The following is a 17,697-nucleotide window of genomic DNA, read 5'->3' on the forward strand; positions in this document are numbered from 1 at the left end:
TGGTACAATAGAGCTATGAAACATTTTGATACTATCGTCATTGGTGGAGGTCCTGCTGGTATGATGGCTACGATTTCCAGTAGCTTTTATGGACAGAAAACCCTCCTCATCGAAAAAAATCGGAAACTTGGAAAAAAATTAGCTGGTACTGGCGGGGGACGTTGCAATGTAACCAACAACGGAACTCTAGATGACCTACTAGCTGGCATCCCTGGAAATGGGCGCTTTCTCTACAGTGTCTTCTCCCAATTTGATAACCATGATATCATTAATTTTTTTACAGAAAATGGTGTTAAACTTAAGGTCGAAGACCACGGACGCGTCTTTCCTGCTAGTGACAAGTCTCGGACCATTATCGAGGCCTTGGAAAAGAAAATCACTGAACTCGGTGGTCGAGTTGCTACTCAAACGGAGATTGTTTCGGTTAAAAAGATAGACGACCAGTTTGTCCTTAAGTCCGCAGACCAAACCTTCACTTGTGAGAAACTCATTGTCACAACAGGTGGTAAATCCTATCCTTCGACTGGTTCAACTGGGTTTGGTCACGAGATTGCCCGTCATTTTAAGCACACCATCACCGAACTTGAGGCCGCTGAGAGTCCTTTGTTGACAGATTTTCCACACAAGGTCTTGCAGGGTATTTCGCTGGACGATGTGACCCTAAGCTATGGTAAGCATGTCATCACTCACGATTTGCTCTTTACCCACTTTGGTTTGTCTGGCCCTGCTGCCCTACGTATGTCTAGTTTTGTCAAGGGTGGTGAAATCCTTTCACTGGATGTCTTGCCTCATCTTTCTGAAAATGACTTGACTACATTTCTAGAAGAAAATCGGGAAAAATCCTTGAAAAATGCCTTAAAAACTTTGCTTCCAGAACGCTTGGCAGATTTTTTTGTTCAAGGCTATCCTGACAAAGTCAAACAGTTGAGTGAAAAGGAACAAGAACAACTTCTCCAGTCTATTAAGACCCTCAAAATCCCTGTGAGTGGTAAAATGTCCCTTGCCAAGTCCTTTGTTACCAAGGGTGGAGTCAGTCTCAAGGAAATCAATCCTAAAACCCTGGAAAGCAAACTGGTTCCTGGGCTCCACTTTGCTGGCGAGGTCATGGATATTAACGCCCACACAGGTGGCTTTAACATCACTTCTGCCCTCTGCACCGGCTGGGTGGCGGGATCAAATCCAATCTAAATCTAAATTATTCAATGGCTAAATCAGCCCCAAAAGAAAGGAACTACTTTGGAACATATTATCTTGTTAAGGGGAGTTACTCCTAATGGAAAAAATGCTATCCCTAAAATGTCTTATCTAGTAGATATCTTGACAGAAGCTGGTTTTCAACAAGTTCGAACCTATATTCAAAGTGGGAATATCATTCTTGAAAGTGACTTAGATTTAGAAAAAATACGAGAACGTGTTCATACTCTAATAAATGAAAATATTGGTGCTGACTTAAAAATGGTAATCAAGAACAAAAGTGATTTTAAAAAAATTGTCCAAGAAAACCCGTTTGGAGAACACTATCTTTATGACCGTATACACGTGATTTTTTATCAAGAATCTATTAAAAGTCTCCCTTTAGAAAAATTGAAAATTGATTATGGTGAAGAAGAAATTTGTATCGGTAACCATTGTCTTTACCTCTATCTCCCTAGAACTGCAAAACAAAAGAAACTCCATACCAACTATCTTGAAAAGCTTTTTAATGTAGATTTGACAATGCGAAAACTAAATGTAGTAGAAAAATTATTAAGCAAGTAGTGCTTGAATTTAGTAAAAATCGGAAGAATACTCCTCCGATTTTATTTTATCTGAGTTTGGACATAGTGGGCAATGGCATCTGATGTGTACTGGGCTGTTCCAGGTCCAAATTTATCAATATTTTCCTTAAACTCTGGATTATAGACGTAGCCTTTACCGATATGACCGAATACCTCAATAGAGCAGTCAAATCCATAAGTACGTATGGCTTGTAAGAGTTTAGCTGCTTCTTCTTGGTTTTCTGTTGCTGTTACAGGCAGTCCAGCTTGAAGATTTTGTGACAAGGCTCGAAAGACTTGATTGAAGGCAACCGTAGCTTCGTCTTCGTGACCTTTTTGGCGCTCGAGCGCTTGGTCCATGACTTCTTGTCCATATTTCTCTACCGCCTCTTGGTGGTATTTTTGATGGTCTTGGTAGTTAAATCCAGCAAATTTCTCTTGAATGCTCATTTCTCTTTCTCCTTTTTGTTCTTGAATGGTTTTTTGCAAAGTTGAAATCAAGGTATCCAGATGTTCCCTTTCTCGAGTCAAATAGTCCAACTGCCTAGTCAAATGAGGCAATAAATCTGTCCTTTCTTCCTTTAATAGCTCTGCTATCTTTTCTAAAGAAAAACCTAGATACTTGTAATAAAGAATGACCTGAAGGCGTTCCAAATCCTCCTGACTGTAGGTTCGATAGCCGTTTTCCGACTTTAAAGGAACCAAAAGTCCTATCTTATCGTAGTGGTGCAGGGTCTTGACAGAGACACCTGAAAGCTGCGCAGCTTCTTTTATATGGTACATGATTTCCTCCTTACATTGATAGTATACCCTCTCCCCTTAGGTCAGAGTCAAGCGATTTTGCGAAATTTTTTACTTTTTTACTTTATCATAACATGAAAATGGTTTTCTTGACAGACCTTAGAAAACATGATAGGATAGTCAAGTCTATCAATCAAAAGAAACGCTCATTTTGAGTACTTATGAGGCTATTTGCCAAGGGCAGTAGCTTTTTCTTTTGTAATACTAATTTTAGGAGTTTAACTATGTCTGAAAAATCTCAATGGGGTTCTAAACTGGGCTTTATTCTAGCATCTGCTGGTTCAGCCATCGGACTTGGTGCCGTTTGGAAATTTCCCTACATGACTGCTGCTAACGGTGGAGGAGGCTTTTTACTGGTCTTTCTCATTTCCACTATTCTAATCGGTTTCCCCCTTTTGCTTGCAGAATTTGCCCTCGGCCGAAGCGCTGGTGTCTCAGCAATCAAAACCTTTGGAAAACTAGGCAAGAATAGTAAGTACAACTTTATCGGTTGGATTGGTGCCTTTGCCCTCTTTATCCTCTTATCTTTCTACAGTGTTATTGGGGGATGGATTCTGGTTTATCTAGGCATTGAGTTTGGAAAATTGTTCCAGCTTGGTGGAACGGGTGATTATGCTCAGTTATTTACTTCCATCATTTCAAATCCAGCCATTGCGCTTGGAGCTCAAGCAGCCTTTATTCTATTGAATATCTTTATTGTATCACGTGGGGTTCAAAAAGGGATTGAAAGAGCTTCTAAGGTCATGATGCCCCTGCTCTTTATCATATTTGTTGTCATCATTGGGCGCTCTCTCAGTTTGCCAAATGCCATGGAAGGGGTTCTTTACTTCCTCAAACCAGACTTTTCAAAACTGACCAGTGCTGGTCTCCTCTATGCTCTGGGACAATCTTTCTTTGCCCTCTCACTAGGGGTTACAGCCATGTTGACCTATGCTTCTTACTTAGACAAGAAAACCAATCTGGTCCAATCAGGGATTTCCATCGTAGCCATGAATATTTCAGTATCTATCATGGCGGGTCTAGCCATTTTCCCAGCTATGTCAGCCTTCAATATCCAATCTGAAGGGGGACCGAGCCTGCTCTTTATCGTCTTGCCTCAACTCTTTGACAAGATGCCTTTTGGAACCATTTTCTACATCCTCTTCCTCTTGCTCTTCCTCTTTGCGACAGTCACTTCTTCCGTTGTTATGCTTGAAATCAATGTGGGCAATATCACCAATCAGGACAACAGTAAGCGTGCTAAATGGAGTGCTATTTTAGGAATCTTGACCTTTGTCTTTGGAATTCCTTCAGCTCTATCTTACGGTGTCATGGCGGATGTTCACATCTTCGGGAAGACCTTCTTTGACGCTATGGACTTCTTGGTTTCCAATCTCCTCATGCCATTTGGAGCTCTCTGCCTTTCACTTTTTACAGGCTATATCTTTAAAAAGGCTCTTGCTATGGAGGAACTGCATCTTGATGAAACAGTATGGAAACAGGGACTGTTCCAAGTCTGGCTCTTCCTTCTTCGTTTCATCATTCCAATCATCATCATCGTGGTCTTTATCGCCCAATTTATGTAGTCAAAAAGGACTTGAGTAGTGATACTCTTCGAAAATCAAATTCAAACTGCGTCAACGTCGCCTTGCCGTACTCAAGTACAGCCTGCGGCTAGTTTCCTAGTTTGCTCTTTGATTTTCATTGAGTATGAACTCAGGCCCTTTCTTTTTTATGGATGACTAACAATCAATTCCAAATCTTGTCCTTCCAAGGTCCAAGCTTCAACATCACTTGGTAGGATAAAGTGGCTACCTTTTTGGATTGGATAGTTTTTTCCGTCAACAGTCAGTTGACCTTGACCAGCTAAGACACTAAACAAGCTGTAGTCAGCTGTCTTTTCGAAGTCAACTTTTCCAGTAATTTCCCACTTGTAAACTGCAAAGAAATCATTGGATACAAGGAGAGTGGAACGCAAATCATCTGCTTTAACAGTTACAGGACGGCTATTTGCAGGCTCACCAATGTTCAAGACATCAATGGATTTTTCAAGGTGAAGTTCACGCAAGTTACCATTATCATCCTTACGGTCAAAGTCATAGACACGATAGGTGGTGTCACTAGACTGCTGGGTTTCAAGAATCAAGATGCCCGCACCAATAGCATGCATAGTGCCACTTGGCACATAGAAGAAATCTCCAGCTTTAACTGGTACTTTTGTCAACAAGGCATCCCAATTCTTGTCCTCGATTTGCTGGCGGAGTTCTTCTTTTGACTTGGCATTGTGACCGTAGATAATCTCTGAACCTTCGTCTGCAGCGATAATATACCAGCATTCTGTTTTTCCAAGCTCGCCTTCATGCTCTAGTCCATAGGCATCGTCTGGGTGAACTTGTACACTGAGCCAGTCGTTGGCATCCAGAATCTTGGTCAACAGTGGAAATACAGGTTCTGGACGATTGCCAAACAATTCACGGTGTTCTGCATACAAAGTAGCTAGGTCTGTCCCCTCAAAACGACCATTGGAAACTTTAGAGACTCCATTTGGATGGGCTGAGATGGCCCAATATTCTCCGATTTTTTCACTTGGGATGTCGTAACCAAACTCATCACGTAGCTTGGTTCCACCCCAGATTTTTTCTTGCATAACTGATTGTAAAAATAATGGTTCTGACATGTCGATCTCCTGTCTGATTTTTCTCCCCTCATTATAGCAAAAAGCTCCATCTAATTGAACTCTTTTTCACATATTATAAAGTAGGGAGAAGATTTTATAAAAATAGTGAACAAATGTGCTCTACTCAATGCTTGCACCATTGCTGGCAATGACATCCTTGTACCAGTAGAAGGATTTCTTCTTGCTACGTTTGAGGCTTCCATGACCAGCATTATCTCGATCTACATAGATAAAGCCATAGCGCTTGTTCATTTCGCCTGTTCCAGCTGAAACCAGATCGATACAGCCCCAAGTCGTATAACCAAGCAAGTCAACGCCATCTTGGTAAATGGCATCTCGCATGGCCTTGATATGAGCCTCTAAGTAAGCAATCCGATAGTCATCTGCTACATGACCATTCTCATCCGGTGTATCCATAGCACCTAGACCGTTTTCCACGATGAACATTGGCTTTTGGTAACGATCCCAGATAGCATTGAGGGTGATACGAAGACCAAGTGGGTCAATCTGCCATCCCCATTCTGAGGATTCAAGATAAGGATTTTTGAGAGAGGCAAAGATATTTCCAGCAGTTAATTCTTTAACTTCTGGATCACCTGAGGCTACTAGACTTGCATAGTAAGAGAAGGAAACAAAGTCAACAGTATTGTCCTTCAACAACTCTAAATCTTCTGCAGTCATTTGAATCTCGATTCGCTCACGCTCCCACTGCTTCTTGGCGTAGTTTGGGTATTCCCCACGCGCTTGAACATCAATGAAGAAGTAACTCTTGCGGTCTTCCTCCATGGCTGCCCAGTAGTCTCTTGGATGGGCTGTGTTAGGATAGTATTGCCCTGCAGCCAACATACATCCCACCTTATTTTCTGGGTCAATTTCGTGGGCAATCTTTGTCGCAAGAGCTGAAGCTACCAACTCATAGTGTGCAGCCTGATATTTAACCAGTTCTTGATTTTCTCCTTCTTCAAAACAGAGCCCAGCTCCCATAAAGGGGGCATGGAGAATCATGTTGATTTCGTTGAAGGTAAGCCAATATTTGACCAAACCCTTATAGCGGGTAAAGAGTGTGCGACAAAGTTTTTCATAGAAGTCTAACATCCGACGATTGCGCCAACCACCGTACTCTGTAATCAAGTGCATAGGACAGTCGAAATGAGTGATAGTCACCAGAGGTTGGATACCATACTTGTGGCACTCCTTAAATAAATCCTCATAAAAGGCTAGACCAGCTTCATTTGGCACTGTTTCGTCGCCCTTAGGAAAAATCCGAGTCCAAGCAATGGATAGACGATAAGTCTTAAAGCCCATTTCCGCAAAAAGGGCAATATCTTCCTTGTAATGATGGTACATATCAATAGCTTGCTTGGCTGGGTAAAAATAGCCCTCCTCAAACGAAAACATCTTTTTCTGACCTGTGATAATGGCTTCACGATCTGGACCGATGGGGACGACATCCACATTCGCCAATCCACGACCTTCTAAATTATAAGCACCCTCACACTGGTTGGCAGCTGTCGCTCCGCCCCACAAGAAACCATCCGGAAAAGTCAGTTTTTCGGTCATAACTCTACTCACTTTCTTATTTGCTTGTTCATTTACTTATATTATAACTTATTCTGTAAACCTTTTCTTATAAAATACTGTGACATACTGATACTATTCTACTATTTAAGTTTATCAGATTGTTTTTTAAAAAATTATCCTCTAGAAAAAGTAAATAGCCTCCCCTGAAACAAAAAAGAAGACTGAAAACTAGTCTCCTCTGTTCCTTTTAAATCAAAGCTGTAATAACCGTCACTAGGCCAAAAATAATACCTGGTGCATTAGCTGCTGCAAGGGGGATATCTCTTTCTTTTTTGAAAAGACCGTAGTAAACCCAGAGACTACAGTTGATGGCAGCAACCAAGGGCTGGATGAAATTTCCTTTTTGACCAGCCAGATTGTTCATGATTTGTGGGAAGTAAGACACATACATCATAACAGACATAAAGGTCGCTACCCAACCTAAAATTTTCATTTGTTTTTCAGACATTTTCAAAACCTCTTTCATTTTTACTGAATCTTATTTTAAAATATTCTTTCAAAACAATCAAGTCTTTAAAACTTTTGTTATAAAGATATAAACTATCACAATCTTGTTATAAGAAAGAGGGAACAGAAAAAAGACCGAATTGCTCCGTTCTGTTTACTCAATCAAATATTAGAAAATGAATACTCCTTTTCAATGAATCGATTGATTGATGGTAAATAAGCCGTTAGAAATTATTGACAGTATCGAAATTTTCTAGTAAAATGAATTTTGTTAATACCTAAATGGTGTGTAGTTTTCTATCAACATAGTCAGGAGAAAAGGAACTTATGCTAAAAAAATTTAATGAATTGTCACTGAAAGATAAGGCTTATCTAATTGGCGGTTTGAGCTTATTAGTCATTGTGATCTCATTTGGTCTACTCAATCGTCAAACAGTAACTGTCAGTCTTGTCTTTACACAACTATCTGCTCCCTTGATTTTGGTGATTTTTACTTGTCTAGTAATCGGGATCATTGCTGGTAGTGCTATTGGTATTAGCTATCACCATAACAAGACTCAAGATCTGAGAAGCCGCATTGCTGAAGCAGAAGCGACTATCAATATAAAAGACAGGGAGCTTGTCCAGTACGAGGAACAGGTGCAACAATTAAAACAGGAAGCCAAACAATAAGTGTAGAAATCATAACCACCCGTGAAAACGGGTGGTTTTTTGTCTCGCACCTAACGGAGCGAGACGGACTGAAAGTCGCATAAATACAAAAAAGACCGGATTGCTCCGATCTTTCAATAGTTCATATTCTCACATTCTGTTTTAAGAATAGTTAAGGTTATCTTCAAATAACTAAACGCCTTATTTCATACGATAAAAATCAATCACTAGACCAGCAGGGCCTTTAACTAATAAGGACTCTGTTCCCCAATCGGTTACAGTTGGACCGTTTAAAACCTGGATACCAAGCTCGTTCAACCGTTTGTAGTTCTGGTCTACATCCTCAACCTCGATATGAAGAATGATTCCTGACTGAAAATCTTCCAAAGGAATCAAATGATTTTGGGACAACATCAGACAGTGACTGCCAATCGTAAACTGAGCAAAACTGTCATCAACATAATCGGATTTTTTATCCAAAATACGCTCCAAGTCAGCACAGACTTGTGGAACATCGGAAACGATAATATCTAATTGATTTAAATTCATTTACTATCCTCCATAAAAAGACCGGATTGCTCCGATCTTTTTAAGTTTCGCTCTAAGAAAATCAAAGAATAAACAAGGCATCGAACCGCAGGCAGTACTGAAGTACGGCAAGGTGAAGATAACACAGTTTAAATTTGATTTTCGACGAGAGAAATTATTTAATTGCGCGTGATTGCAACCCTTCTTCTTCCAAGAAGAGACGGAATGGTACGAGTTCTTCTGCTTCGTATTTTTCCTTGAAGGCTTTGATTGCTTCTTCTGAGTGAAGTTTTGGATCCAATTCAAGTACTTCTACTGGAAGTGGACGATGTGGAGTGATGCGAGCATCGATCACAACAGTTTTACCTTCTTTGTTCAATTTAACAGCTTCTGCAACAACTGCATCGATATCTTCGATACGGTCAACTGTAAATCCAACAGCTCCTTGCGCTTCAGCGATTTTCGCATAGTCAGCATTAGGGAAGTCACAACCAAACAAGTGTTTGTTTGTGTCTTCGTATTTGTCCTTGATGAAGGCATATTTACCATTTGAGAAGACAACGTTGATAACTGGAAGGTCGTATTGAACGTTTGTGATAACGTCTGGGTAGCACATGTTGAATGCACCGTCACCCATGATGTTCCATACTTGGCGATCTGGATTGTCTTTCTTAGCAGCGATACCACCAGGAAGGGCAATACCCATTGTCGCAAAGAGTGGAGATGTACGCCACATGTTCTTAGGTGTCATGTGAAGGTGACGAGTAGATGTTTGAGTAGTGTCACCTACGTCGATTGAGTAGATAGCGTCTTGATCAGCATGTTTGTTGATTGCATTGTAAACTTGATACAATTGCAATTCACCCTCAGTTTTACCTTCGATTTTGTTCATGTAATCACGCCAGTTTTGGTTGTTCTTAACGTTTGCACGCCACCATGGAGTAGATTCAACTGGGTTCACTTTGTCAAGGATAGCTTTAGCTGCTTGACCTGCATCACCAAGGATTGAAGCGTCTAGGGCATGACGTTTACCAAGTTTGTAAGGGTCGATATCGACTTGGATGAATTTTTCAGTATTCTTGAATGCTTCGTAAACTTCAGCAAATGGGAAGTTTGAACCAAGGAAAAGAACTGTGTCTGCTTCAAAGACCACTTCGTTGGCTGGCTTCCAACCAACACGGTAAGCAGAACCTGTCAAACCTTCATAGTTCCATTCAAAGGCTTCAAAGTTTTTACCAGTTGTGATGATTGGTGCTTTGATTTTACGTGACAATTCAGTAATCACTTCACCAGCTTTAACACCACCGTAACCAGCATAGATAACTGGACGTTCAGCATTGTTCAAGATTTCAACAGCTTTATCGATTTCAACTTCGTTCAAAGCAGGAGCGATAAATGAACGCTCGTATGAACCTGAACCGTAGTATGAGTTTTCGTCGATTTCTTGGAAACCGAAGTTTACTGGGATTTCAACAACAGCTGGACCTTTTTTAGAAACTGCAGCACGGCAAGCTTCGTCAATTACTTTTGGCAATTGCTCAGCGTAAGCTACACGTTTGTTATATACAGCGATACCGTTGTACATTGGGTTTTGGTTCAATTCTTGGAAAGCATCCATGTTCAATTCGTTAACTGGACGTGATCCAAGGATTGCTAGGAATGGAGTGTTATCCATAGCTGCATCGTAAACACCGTTAATCAAGTGAGTCGCACCTGGACCACCTGAACCAACTGCAACCCCGATTGAGCCGCCGAATTTAGCTTGCATAACCGCTGCAAGAGCACCTGTTTCTTCGTGGCGAACTTGCAAGAAGCGGATATCTTTGTCTTCAGCCAAAGCGTCCATCAATGAACTGAGTGTTCCTGATGGGATACCGTAAATTGTGTCTACGCCCCATGTTTTCAATACATTAAGCATTGCTGCAGATGCAGTAATTTTCCCTTGAGTCATAATGATAACTCTCCTTCAAATATTTTTAAATCTACTAAAAAAGGTTTCATATAGTTTTTGAAAACGTTTCAGTAAATTTTTACACTACTAATTTATCACATTTATTTTGACTTTACTAAGAATCTGCTCAGAAGTTTCTATTCTCTATTACAGTACAGTTTGAAAACGTTTTTAGTTTCTGTTTTATAATACTCAATGAAAATCAAAGAACAAACTAGAAAGCTAGCCGCAGGTTGCTCAAAACACAGCTTTGAGGTTACAGATAAAGCTGACGTGGTTTGAAGAGATTTTCAAAGAGTATAAAAAGCGAGCAAGCCCGCTTTTAATCTATTTTACTAAAGTTTAGTAAGAGTGAACTAGTCAGAACAGATACAGAACTAAAGGCCATGGCTAGACCAGCTAGTTCTGGATTGAGGGCCAGTCCAACACCAGAAAAGACTCCTGCTGCAATCGGAATTCCGGCGACATTGTAGATAAAGGCCCAGAAAAGATTGAGCAGAATACGATGAAAGGTTTTCTTACTCATGTCAAAGGCACGAACCACTCCTAGGAGATTATTAGTTGTCAACACCAAATCTGCTGACTCGATGGCGATATCTGTTCCAGCTCCCATAGCAATCCCTACATCTGCTACACTGAGGGCAGGAGCGTCATTGATACCGTCACCAACAAAGGCTACTTTTCCAGTCGCTTGTAGTTTATGGATTTCATGGGCTTTTTCTTCTGGTAAGACACCTGCAATGACCTCTTCGATTCCGATCTGATCGGCAATAGCACGCGCCACACCTGCATTGTCTCCTGTCAGCATGACTGTTTTAAGACCTCGTTTTTTCAACTGACTGATGGCAAGCTTAGCATTTTCCTTAGGAATATCTTGCAGAGCAAGCAAGCCTTTGATTTCATTGTCCACAGCCAAGAAAACAACTGTCTTAGCTTCTTTTTCTAGTTCTTCTAGTTTTTCTTGATAAATGCTAGAAATATCCATGCCATCCAGCATTTTAGCATTTCCAAGCAAAACTTGTTTTCCATTGATTTGCCCTGAGACACCTTTTCCGTGCAAGGCTTGGAAATTTTCAACAGTTTGAAACTCAAGTCCAGCTTCACTCGCTCGTTTCACAACGGCTTCAGCCAGTGGGTGTTGAGAAGCTTCTTCCAAGGAAGCTGCCAATCCAAGCACTTCTACTTCGTCGCCGATGATATCTGTGACCACAGGTTTCCCTTCCGTCAAAGTTCCTGTCTTATCAAAAACAATAGTTTGGACTTTCTGGATTTCCTGTAGAACCGTTCCATTTTTGAGGAGAACCCCCATCTTGGCACTGCGACCTGTCCCCACCATAAGGGCCGTCGGTGTTGCAAGTCCCAAGGCACAAGGACAGGCGATAATCAAAACCGCCACTCCATAGAGAAGAGAGGACACAAAGCTAGCTCCAAGCACGACTACACTATCCCTGAGCAAGACGAACCAAACCCAGAAGGTCACAATCCCTAAAATGACAACTGCTGGGACAAAAATCCCTGAAATTTTATCTGTCAAATCTTGAATCGGCGCACGGCTAGTCTGAGCTTTTTTCACAAAATCGACAATCTGAGCCAAAACAGTCTCTGAGCCAACTTTTTCTGCCCTAAAGACAAGCGTTCCACTATTATTGATGGTTGAGCCAATCACAGTATCTCCAACTGTCTTGTCCACAGGCAGACTCTCACCTGTCACCATAGACTCATCAATACTGGAGACACCTTCCACTACGATACCATCAACCGCAATCTTTTCACCGGGACGCACTCGAATCAGGTCGCCTACCTTGACTTGTTCCAAAGGAACTTGAACATAGCGTTCATCACGCAAGACTTCTGCTGTTTTAGCCTGCAAGTCAAGTAATTTCTCCACAGCTTGGGAAGTATTTTTCCGCATTTTCTCCTCAAAAACGGCTCCCATAAGAACGAAGAAGAAGATAAATGCAGCACTTTCAAAGTAAACGGGGAGGCCAGCGAAGAGGGCAACTAAGCTATAGAAATAGGCCACTAGGGTTCCCAGAGCAACCAAGGTATCCATGTTGGCATTGTGCTTTTTAAAACTAGCCCAAGCACTTTGGATATAAGGACCACCTGCTACTAGCATAATCGGTGTTGTGGCTAAAAAGGTTCCCCAACGCAGGACTTGGTGACTAATTCCTCCTGTCGACATCCCAATCATGAGAATCACAAGAGGCACAGTAAAGATACTAGTAATCCAAAAACGCTGTAAAAGTGATAGAGATTTTCGAGTCTTCTCAACTACGGTATAACTCCCCTTTTGCATCTTCATGCCACAAGAAAATTCATGTTGACCTAATTCTTGAGGTGTAAAACGAATGACTTTCTCCTCATCTACGCCGATTGGTTCTAAGATGCCTTCTTCTTCAAAAAGAATTTCCTTATAACAGTTTGAAGGCGTAGCACGATGAAAGGTAATCTCAGCTGGAATTCCCTTTTGAAGCTGGATATGGGCTGGATGATAGCCTTTGTCTGCCGTGATACGAATTTTTTGAACACAATTTTCAAGACTTGCTTTTACAATTTCAGTCATATCATTCTCCTATTCTACAATCATCTTGCCGTGCATCATATTCATGCCACAAGAGAAACCATACTCTCCAGCCTGCTCAGGCGTGATTTCCACTACATACTCTTCGCCCATAGGCAGGTCCGCATGTACACCAAAATCTGGAAAAACAATTTGGTCCAGACAGGGTGAAGGGTCCTTGCGGTCAAAGACAATGCGTGCTGGCACTGATTTCTTGAGGATAATCAACTCAGGCGTATAGCCCCCCATGACCTCCACTCGAATCTCTTGGTAGCCCTTTTTTTGCTGGGCCTTTTGTCCAGATTTTTCAGGCTTTTTGAAAAACCAAAACAAGATAAACGCGATAAGGGCAATACAAATAATGGTTACAATACTATTTAACATGACGTCTCCTTTACATACAATTACATTTTACTTTTGTTACAGCGCTTGATTTCTTCTCAGAAATCACAGCTTCCAAGTCTTCCAAGTCAGCCTGAGTAAAATCACATTCAGCAATCAAATCAGCCAACAAGTTCTTAATCCTACGAGAACAAACCTTGTCCTTGATATCTTGGACAAGTAAATCCCGACTTTGTTCCAAAGTTAAAAGGGCTGAATAGACAAAGAACTTGCCTTCTTTTTTCCTTGTCAGACACTCTTTCTCAACCAAACGAGCCAAAAGAGTTTGAATGGTTGACTTGGACCAATCGAACCGCTCCGCCAGAACCCTGATCAAATCCGTACTGGTCTGCTCTCCTTGCATCCAAATAATTTTCATGACCTGCCATTCTGCATCTGAAATCTGCATTAGCACACCTCCTAAATCTACATTTGTAAATCACAGTTATCAGTATACTTTTAAAATCTACATTTGTCAACTATGAAATTAATCTTTTCTTTGAAAATTTGAATTTTAACCATTTGATAAAGGATTTTCAATCAAATTTTACTATATAAACTATAAAAATATGCTATACTAAAGAAAAAAGAAAACAACCACTAGGGGTGCGTAAAGCTGAGATTAACAACTGTTAGACCCTTTGACTCAATCTAGGTAATGCTAGCTGATGGAAGTGGAAATGATAATGGGGACTAGCAGTCTTCTATTGCCTTCCTGAAACAGATTAGCTTGTTCTTAAGAATACAAACTTCAGTTGGTTGGGAGGTTTTAGATGACTTATTTACCCGTTGCTTTGACCATTGCAGGAACTGACCCTAGTGGTGGTGCTGGCATTATGGCTGATTTAAAGTCGTTCCAAGCGAGAGATGTCTATGGAATGGCTGTTGTGACCAGTCTTGTCGCTCAAAATACCAGAGGTGTTCAATTAATCGAGCACGTTTCTCCTCAAATGTTAAAAGCCCAATTGGAGAGTGTCTTTTCGGATATTCCACCTCAGGCTGTAAAAACTGGAATGTTGGCAACTACTGAAATCATGGAAATCATCCAGCCCTATCTTAAAAAGCTGGATTGTCCCTATGTCCTTGACCCTGTTATGGTCGCAACAAGCGGTGATACCCTGATAGATACTAGTGCCAGAACCTACCTAAAAACAAACCTGCTTCCCCTTGCAACTATTATCACTCCGAATCTTCCTGAGGCAGAAGAGATTGTTGGTTTTTCAATCCATGATCCTGAAGACATGCAGCGTGCCGGTCGCCTGATTTTAAAAGAATTTGGTCCTCAGTCTGTGGTCATCAAAGGTGGGCATCTCGAAGGCGGTGCCAAGGATTTCCTCTTTACCAAGGATGACCAATTTGTCTGGGAAAGTCCACGAATTCAAACCTGTCATACACATGGTACTGGATGTACCTTTGCTGCAGTGATTACTGCTGAACTAGCCAAGGGGAAAACCCTCTATCAAGCAGTCGATAAAGCCAAGGCATTTATCACAAAAGCCATCCAAGACACTCCTCAACTCGGTCATGGTTCTGGCCCAGTCAACCATACAAGCTTTAAAGATTAAAAAAACTCTCTAGTTCCCGCTTTAAGGGAATTAGAGAGTTTTTATACTCTTTGAAAATCTCTTCAAACTACGTCAGCTTTATCTGTAACCTCAAAACTTTGCTTTGAGCAACCTGCGACTAGCTTCCTAGTTTGCTCTTTGATTTTCATTGAGTATTAATTAGAAAATAATGTCATCCAACTTTGTTAAGAAGGCTTGCGTTTTTGCCTCTATATCTTCTGCCTGCATCAAATCACGCACTACAGCTACACCAGCTATGCCAGTGCCAATAAGCTGTTCAATGTTCTCTGACGTCAAGCCTCCAATAGCAACTACTGGAATGGCAACCGTTTGGCAAATTGTTTTCAAGGTTGAAATCAGGGTGATGGGTGCATTTTCCTTGGTCGTAGTCGGGAAAATGGCTCCTGTCCCCAAGTAATTCGCCCCTCCTTCTTCTGCCTCAAGGGCTCTTTTTACAGTTTTAGCTGTGACACCGAGGATTTTTTCAGGACCTAGGACTTTGCGGGCAACCGAAACTGGTAGTTCATCGTCTCCGATATGCAGACCAGCAGCATCAACCGCCAGACAGACATCCAAGCGATCATCGATTATCAAGGGTACCTGATAGGCATCTGTTATTTCCTTGACTTGTTTCGCCAGTTGATAATATTGATTGGTTGTGAGATTTTTTTCTCGTAATTGGACTATGGTAACCCCTGAACGGCAAGCCGTCTCAACCTTTTCAAGAAAGCTTTCCACGGAATCTTGGTAGCGATTGGTTACAAGATACAGTCTAAGCGCCTCTCTGTTCATAAACATCTCCTTTGATGGCATCTAACCAGTTTTCATCTCTTTTTAGGAGTGAAAGCTGATTGAGAACTTCGTATCGAAAATCTTCCAATCCCATTCCTTGAACAACTATTCTCTCAGCGGAGATATTAAGATAAGAGACCGCTAGACACGAAGCTTCAAAGGCAGTCTTTCCTTGGCTGAGAAAAACAGCTGTTAAAGCTCCAACCAAATCTCCTGTCCCTGTTATCCAGTCTAATTCTGCACAGCCATTTCCCAGTACAGCGACCTGATTCTTCGAAACGATGAGGTCCTTGGGGCCTGTGACTAAGAATGACATACCTGGATAGGTCTGACACCAGTCTTTCAAGACTTGAAGCAAATCCTCAGTTTCTTGATCTTTAGCACTGGCATCGACCCCAACTCCGTGATGTTTTAAGCCAACAAGACTTCGAATTTCTGACATGTTTCCTTTAAGGACCGTAGGTCTATAGTCTAAAAGGTCTCTGACTAAGCTCTTACGAATGGATGAAGCTGTTACGCCAACAGCATCTACTACCATTGGGAGACAAATTTTATCTGCATAAGAAGCTGCCATACGGATTGCTTTTTCCTTCTCAGCTGACAAATGCCCCAAATTGATGAAGAGCGCCTGGCTTTGCTTAGTAAAATCAAGAACCTCACGGGGATCATCTGCCATAACTGGTTTACATCCCAGAGCCAAAATCCCATTTGCTAGCATCTCACAAGAAATCTCATTGGTAATACAGTGAATGAGGGAAGTCGTTTCCAGAGGAAAAGGATTTGTAAATGCCTGCATCAGTCTATCCTTTCACCAAAGAAATATCCCTGAACTTTTTTAAAGAATTCCTGCTTGATTAAAAATCGAAAGGCAATAAAGGAAATCGCTGTACCAATCAAGGTTGCTCCGAAAAATCGAGGCGTGTAGATAAACCAGCTAAGCTTAGCAGCTGATCCTGTAAAGAGTACCATAACAGGATAGGAAACAATAGAACCAATAATACCTGTTCCCAAAATTTCTCCTAGAGCGGAATAATGAAATTTTCGACCATACTTATAAAAGAGACCTGCTAGAAGGGCTCCAAAAGTCGCTCCTGTGAGAGCCAAAGGCGGAATCCCTTGAGTCGTCATACGGATAAAGGCTGTCACTGTAGCCATAACCAAAGCATAAACAGGTCCCATCATGATTCCTGCTAGAATATTGACTACACTGGACATCGGTGCCATTCCCTCAATCCGAAAGATAGGCGTAAGGACTACATCAAGGGCAATCATCATGGATAAAATGGTTAATTTGTGAACTTGCAATTGGTGCTTTCTCATGTTTCTATTCTTCTCCTGTTTCTAAAGACTGTAAATCGCTCTTCCATGTCTGGTGTTGGTAGGCCATTTCCCAAAACTTGGCTTCCATATGAACACTGATGTGGAAGGCATCTAGCATTTTTTTCCTGTCTGTCTCATCACTTTCTCGATAGAGTTGATTGACCAAAGCTTCTTCCTCTCTGATCTGCTGCTCCAACTCATCCGTAATATAAGTTTCAATCCATTGTTGGTAGAGAGGATTTGGTGATGGTTTAAGATTAAGTGATTTGCCTATATCATGGTATAACCAAGGACAAGGCAGCAAACTTGCAAAGGCAATGCCCAAGTTTGGCTCTGCAAATTGACGATAAATATGAGAGATATAATGATAGCAGGTTGGAGCGATTGGGTGTTGCTCCATTTCCTGGTCGCTGATTTCCAATTCCTTGAAAAATTGTTGGCGGATAAATAACTCACCTTCCACTAGACTCTGAGCATTTTGTTTCAAGAGTCTTTTCATCTCTTGGTTTGAAGTCTTATCAGCCAAAAGGTGATAGATTTCTGAGAAAGCCTTCAGATAGTAGGCATCCTGAATCAGGTAATAGCGGAAAATGGCAGGTTCTAAATTCCCCTCTTGCAACTGTAAAATAAAGGGATGATGAAAGGAAGCCTGCCAAGCTTCCTTGGATAATTCCATCGCAATATCTGTAAATTCCATAATAACT

18 protein-coding genes and 1 riboswitch are annotated in these 17,697 nt (G+C 41.3%); of the genes, 5 read left to right on the forward strand and 13 right to left on the reverse strand.

Annotated features, from left to right (window positions below):
* Positions 1–15: 15 nt before the first annotated feature.
* Positions 16–1,188 carry a BaiN/RdsA family NAD(P)/FAD-dependent oxidoreductase gene (locus CYK16_RS00090; RefSeq protein WP_101776458.1) on the forward strand — a complete coding sequence of 391 codons (1,173 nt, stop codon included), beginning with the start codon at positions 16–18 and terminating at the stop codon, positions 1,186–1,188.
* Positions 1,189–1,236: 48 nt separating this feature from the next.
* Positions 1,237–1,758, forward strand: coding sequence for a DUF1697 domain-containing protein (locus tag CYK16_RS00095; RefSeq protein WP_000400050.1), 522 nt, complete (start codon positions 1,237–1,239; stop codon positions 1,756–1,758).
* 41 nt (positions 1,759–1,799) lie between these two features.
* Here the strand turns inward: CYK16_RS00095 and CYK16_RS00100 are convergent, their stop codons facing one another.
* A complete protein-coding gene (locus tag CYK16_RS00100; RefSeq protein ID WP_101776459.1) occupies positions 1,800–2,540 on the reverse strand; it encodes a MerR family transcriptional regulator in 741 nt (246 codons plus the stop codon).
* Positions 2,541–2,782: 242 nt separating this feature from the next.
* On the opposite strand from CYK16_RS00100, the gene CYK16_RS00105 reads away from it, so the two are divergent.
* Positions 2,783–4,123 carry a sodium-dependent transporter gene (locus CYK16_RS00105; protein WP_101776460.1) on the forward strand — a complete coding sequence of 447 codons (1,341 nt, stop codon included), beginning with the start codon at positions 2,783–2,785 and terminating at the stop codon, positions 4,121–4,123.
* Positions 4,124–4,269: 146 nt separating this feature from the next.
* On the opposite strand, the gene manA is transcribed toward CYK16_RS00105, so the two are convergent.
* The 3 genes from manA to CYK16_RS00120 form a co-directional block, all read right to left on the reverse strand.
* Positions 4,270–5,214, reverse strand: coding sequence for a mannose-6-phosphate isomerase, class I (manA, locus tag CYK16_RS00110; protein ID WP_033685221.1), 945 nt, complete (start codon positions 5,212–5,214; stop codon positions 4,270–4,272).
* Positions 5,215–5,334: 120 nt separating this feature from the next.
* Positions 5,335–6,774, reverse strand: coding sequence for a 6-phospho-beta-glucosidase (locus CYK16_RS00115; RefSeq protein ID WP_000136868.1), 1,440 nt, complete (start codon positions 6,772–6,774; stop codon positions 5,335–5,337).
* A gap of 208 nt (positions 6,775–6,982) precedes the next feature.
* The gene (locus CYK16_RS00120; RefSeq protein ID WP_001291472.1) at positions 6,983–7,243 is read right to left on the reverse strand and encodes a SemiSWEET family transporter; all 261 of its coding nucleotides are present in this window, start codon (positions 7,241–7,243) and stop codon (positions 6,983–6,985) included.
* Positions 7,244–7,569: 326 nt separating this feature from the next.
* On the opposite strand from CYK16_RS00120, the gene CYK16_RS00125 reads away from it, so the two are divergent.
* Positions 7,570–7,914, forward strand: coding sequence for a lipopolysaccharide assembly protein LapA domain-containing protein (locus CYK16_RS00125; protein ID WP_000913393.1), 345 nt, complete (start codon positions 7,570–7,572; stop codon positions 7,912–7,914).
* A 180-nt stretch (positions 7,915–8,094) separates the two neighbouring features.
* Here CYK16_RS00125 and CYK16_RS00130 read toward each other — a convergent pair whose 3' ends face one another.
* From CYK16_RS00130 to CYK16_RS00150, 5 genes are all read right to left on the reverse strand, one after another.
* A complete protein-coding gene (locus tag CYK16_RS00130) occupies positions 8,095–8,442 on the reverse strand; it encodes a VOC family protein (protein ID WP_060806246.1) in 348 nt (115 codons plus the stop codon).
* Positions 8,443–8,596: 154 nt separating this feature from the next.
* Complete coding sequence (gene spxB / locus CYK16_RS00135; RefSeq protein WP_033681403.1) at positions 8,597–10,372, reverse strand: pyruvate oxidase; 1,776 nt, start codon at positions 10,370–10,372, stop codon at positions 8,597–8,599.
* Positions 10,373–10,694: 322 nt separating this feature from the next.
* Complete coding sequence (locus tag CYK16_RS00140; protein ID WP_101776461.1) at positions 10,695–12,938, reverse strand: heavy metal translocating P-type ATPase; 2,244 nt, start codon at positions 12,936–12,938, stop codon at positions 10,695–10,697.
* 9 nt (positions 12,939–12,947) lie between these two features.
* On the reverse strand, positions 12,948–13,319 hold the full coding sequence (locus tag CYK16_RS00145; protein ID WP_000935055.1) for a cupredoxin domain-containing protein: 372 nt from the start codon (positions 13,317–13,319) through the stop codon (positions 12,948–12,950).
* A gap of 10 nt (positions 13,320–13,329) precedes the next feature.
* Positions 13,330–13,725 carry a CopY/TcrY family copper transport repressor gene (locus CYK16_RS00150; protein WP_101776462.1) on the reverse strand — a complete coding sequence of 132 codons (396 nt, stop codon included), beginning with the start codon at positions 13,723–13,725 and terminating at the stop codon, positions 13,330–13,332.
* 183 nt (positions 13,726–13,908) lie between these two features.
* Positions 13,909–14,006: riboswitch (TPP riboswitch) on the forward strand.
* A gap of 83 nt (positions 14,007–14,089) precedes the next feature.
* Here CYK16_RS00150 and thiD point away from each other — a divergent pair.
* Positions 14,090–14,881 (forward strand): bifunctional hydroxymethylpyrimidine kinase/phosphomethylpyrimidine kinase, encoded by a 792-nt coding sequence (gene thiD / locus CYK16_RS00155; protein ID WP_060806249.1) that lies wholly within the window; start codon positions 14,090–14,092, stop codon positions 14,879–14,881.
* A 159-nt stretch (positions 14,882–15,040) separates the two neighbouring features.
* Here thiD and thiE read toward each other — a convergent pair whose 3' ends face one another.
* From thiE to tenA, 4 genes are read right to left on the reverse strand one after another with little or no spacing between them, the layout of a single operon-like run.
* Entirely contained in the window at positions 15,041–15,673 is a 633-nt protein-coding gene (gene thiE, locus CYK16_RS00160; RefSeq protein WP_101776463.1) for a thiamine phosphate synthase, read from the reverse strand.
* On the reverse strand, positions 15,654–16,469 hold the full coding sequence (gene thiM / locus CYK16_RS00165) for a hydroxyethylthiazole kinase (RefSeq protein ID WP_101776464.1): 816 nt from the start codon (positions 16,467–16,469) through the stop codon (positions 15,654–15,656). The genes thiE and thiM overlap by 20 nt, the downstream gene beginning before the upstream one ends.
* Positions 16,469–16,993, reverse strand: coding sequence for an energy coupling factor transporter S component ThiW (gene thiW, locus CYK16_RS00170; RefSeq protein ID WP_060806251.1), 525 nt, complete (start codon positions 16,991–16,993; stop codon positions 16,469–16,471). The genes thiM and thiW overlap by 1 nt, the downstream gene beginning before the upstream one ends.
* A gap of 4 nt (positions 16,994–16,997) precedes the next feature.
* Positions 16,998–17,690: a thiaminase II gene (gene tenA / locus CYK16_RS00175; protein ID WP_060806252.1), complete on the reverse strand. Its 693-nt coding sequence runs from the start codon at positions 17,688–17,690 to the stop codon at positions 16,998–17,000.
* Between the last annotated feature and the right edge of the window lie 7 nt (positions 17,691–17,697).

Source organism: Streptococcus oralis subsp. dentisani, from assembly GCF_002860905.1.
GTDB classification, from domain to species: domain Bacteria; phylum Bacillota; class Bacilli; order Lactobacillales; family Streptococcaceae; genus Streptococcus; species Streptococcus oralis_BA.

What these genes read in the sequence shown, in the direction of transcription:
- thiD (WP_060806249.1), top strand. Translation starts at nt 14,090, where the DNA reads ATGACTTATTTACCCGTTGCTTTGACCATTGCAGGAACTGACCCTAGT.
- CYK16_RS00130 (WP_060806246.1), bottom strand. Translation starts at nt 8,442, where the DNA reads ATGAATTTAAATCAATTAGATATTATCGTTTCCGATGTTCCACAAGTC.
- spxB (WP_033681403.1), bottom strand. Translation starts at nt 10,372, where the DNA reads ATGACTCAAGGGAAAATTACTGCATCTGCAGCAATGCTTAATGTATTG.
- CYK16_RS00145 (WP_000935055.1), bottom strand. Translation starts at nt 13,319, where the DNA reads ATGTTAAATAGTATTGTAACCATTATTTGTATTGCCCTTATCGCGTTT.
- CYK16_RS00105 (WP_101776460.1), top strand. Translation starts at nt 2,783, where the DNA reads ATGTCTGAAAAATCTCAATGGGGTTCTAAACTGGGCTTTATTCTAGCA.
- thiE (WP_101776463.1), bottom strand. Translation starts at nt 15,673, where the DNA reads ATGAACAGAGAGGCGCTTAGACTGTATCTTGTAACCAATCGCTACCAA.
- CYK16_RS00120 (WP_001291472.1), bottom strand. Translation starts at nt 7,243, where the DNA reads ATGTCTGAAAAACAAATGAAAATTTTAGGTTGGGTAGCGACCTTTATG.
- tenA (WP_060806252.1), bottom strand. Translation starts at nt 17,690, where the DNA reads ATGGAATTTACAGATATTGCGATGGAATTATCCAAGGAAGCTTGGCAG.
- CYK16_RS00150 (WP_101776462.1), bottom strand. Translation starts at nt 13,725, where the DNA reads ATGCAGATTTCAGATGCAGAATGGCAGGTCATGAAAATTATTTGGATG.
- CYK16_RS00115 (WP_000136868.1), bottom strand. Translation starts at nt 6,774, where the DNA reads ATGACCGAAAAACTGACTTTTCCGGATGGTTTCTTGTGGGGCGGAGCG.
- CYK16_RS00090 (WP_101776458.1), top strand. Translation starts at nt 16, where the DNA reads ATGAAACATTTTGATACTATCGTCATTGGTGGAGGTCCTGCTGGTATG.
- manA (WP_033685221.1), bottom strand. Translation starts at nt 5,214, where the DNA reads ATGTCAGAACCATTATTTTTACAATCAGTTATGCAAGAAAAAATCTGG.
- CYK16_RS00100 (WP_101776459.1), bottom strand. Translation starts at nt 2,540, where the DNA reads ATGTACCATATAAAAGAAGCTGCGCAGCTTTCAGGTGTCTCTGTCAAG.
- CYK16_RS00140 (WP_101776461.1), bottom strand. Translation starts at nt 12,938, where the DNA reads ATGACTGAAATTGTAAAAGCAAGTCTTGAAAATTGTGTTCAAAAAATT.
- thiW (WP_060806251.1), bottom strand. Translation starts at nt 16,993, where the DNA reads ATGAGAAAGCACCAATTGCAAGTTCACAAATTAACCATTTTATCCATG.
- thiM (WP_101776464.1), bottom strand. Translation starts at nt 16,469, where the DNA reads ATGCAGGCATTTACAAATCCTTTTCCTCTGGAAACGACTTCCCTCATT.
- CYK16_RS00125 (WP_000913393.1), top strand. Translation starts at nt 7,570, where the DNA reads ATGCTAAAAAAATTTAATGAATTGTCACTGAAAGATAAGGCTTATCTA.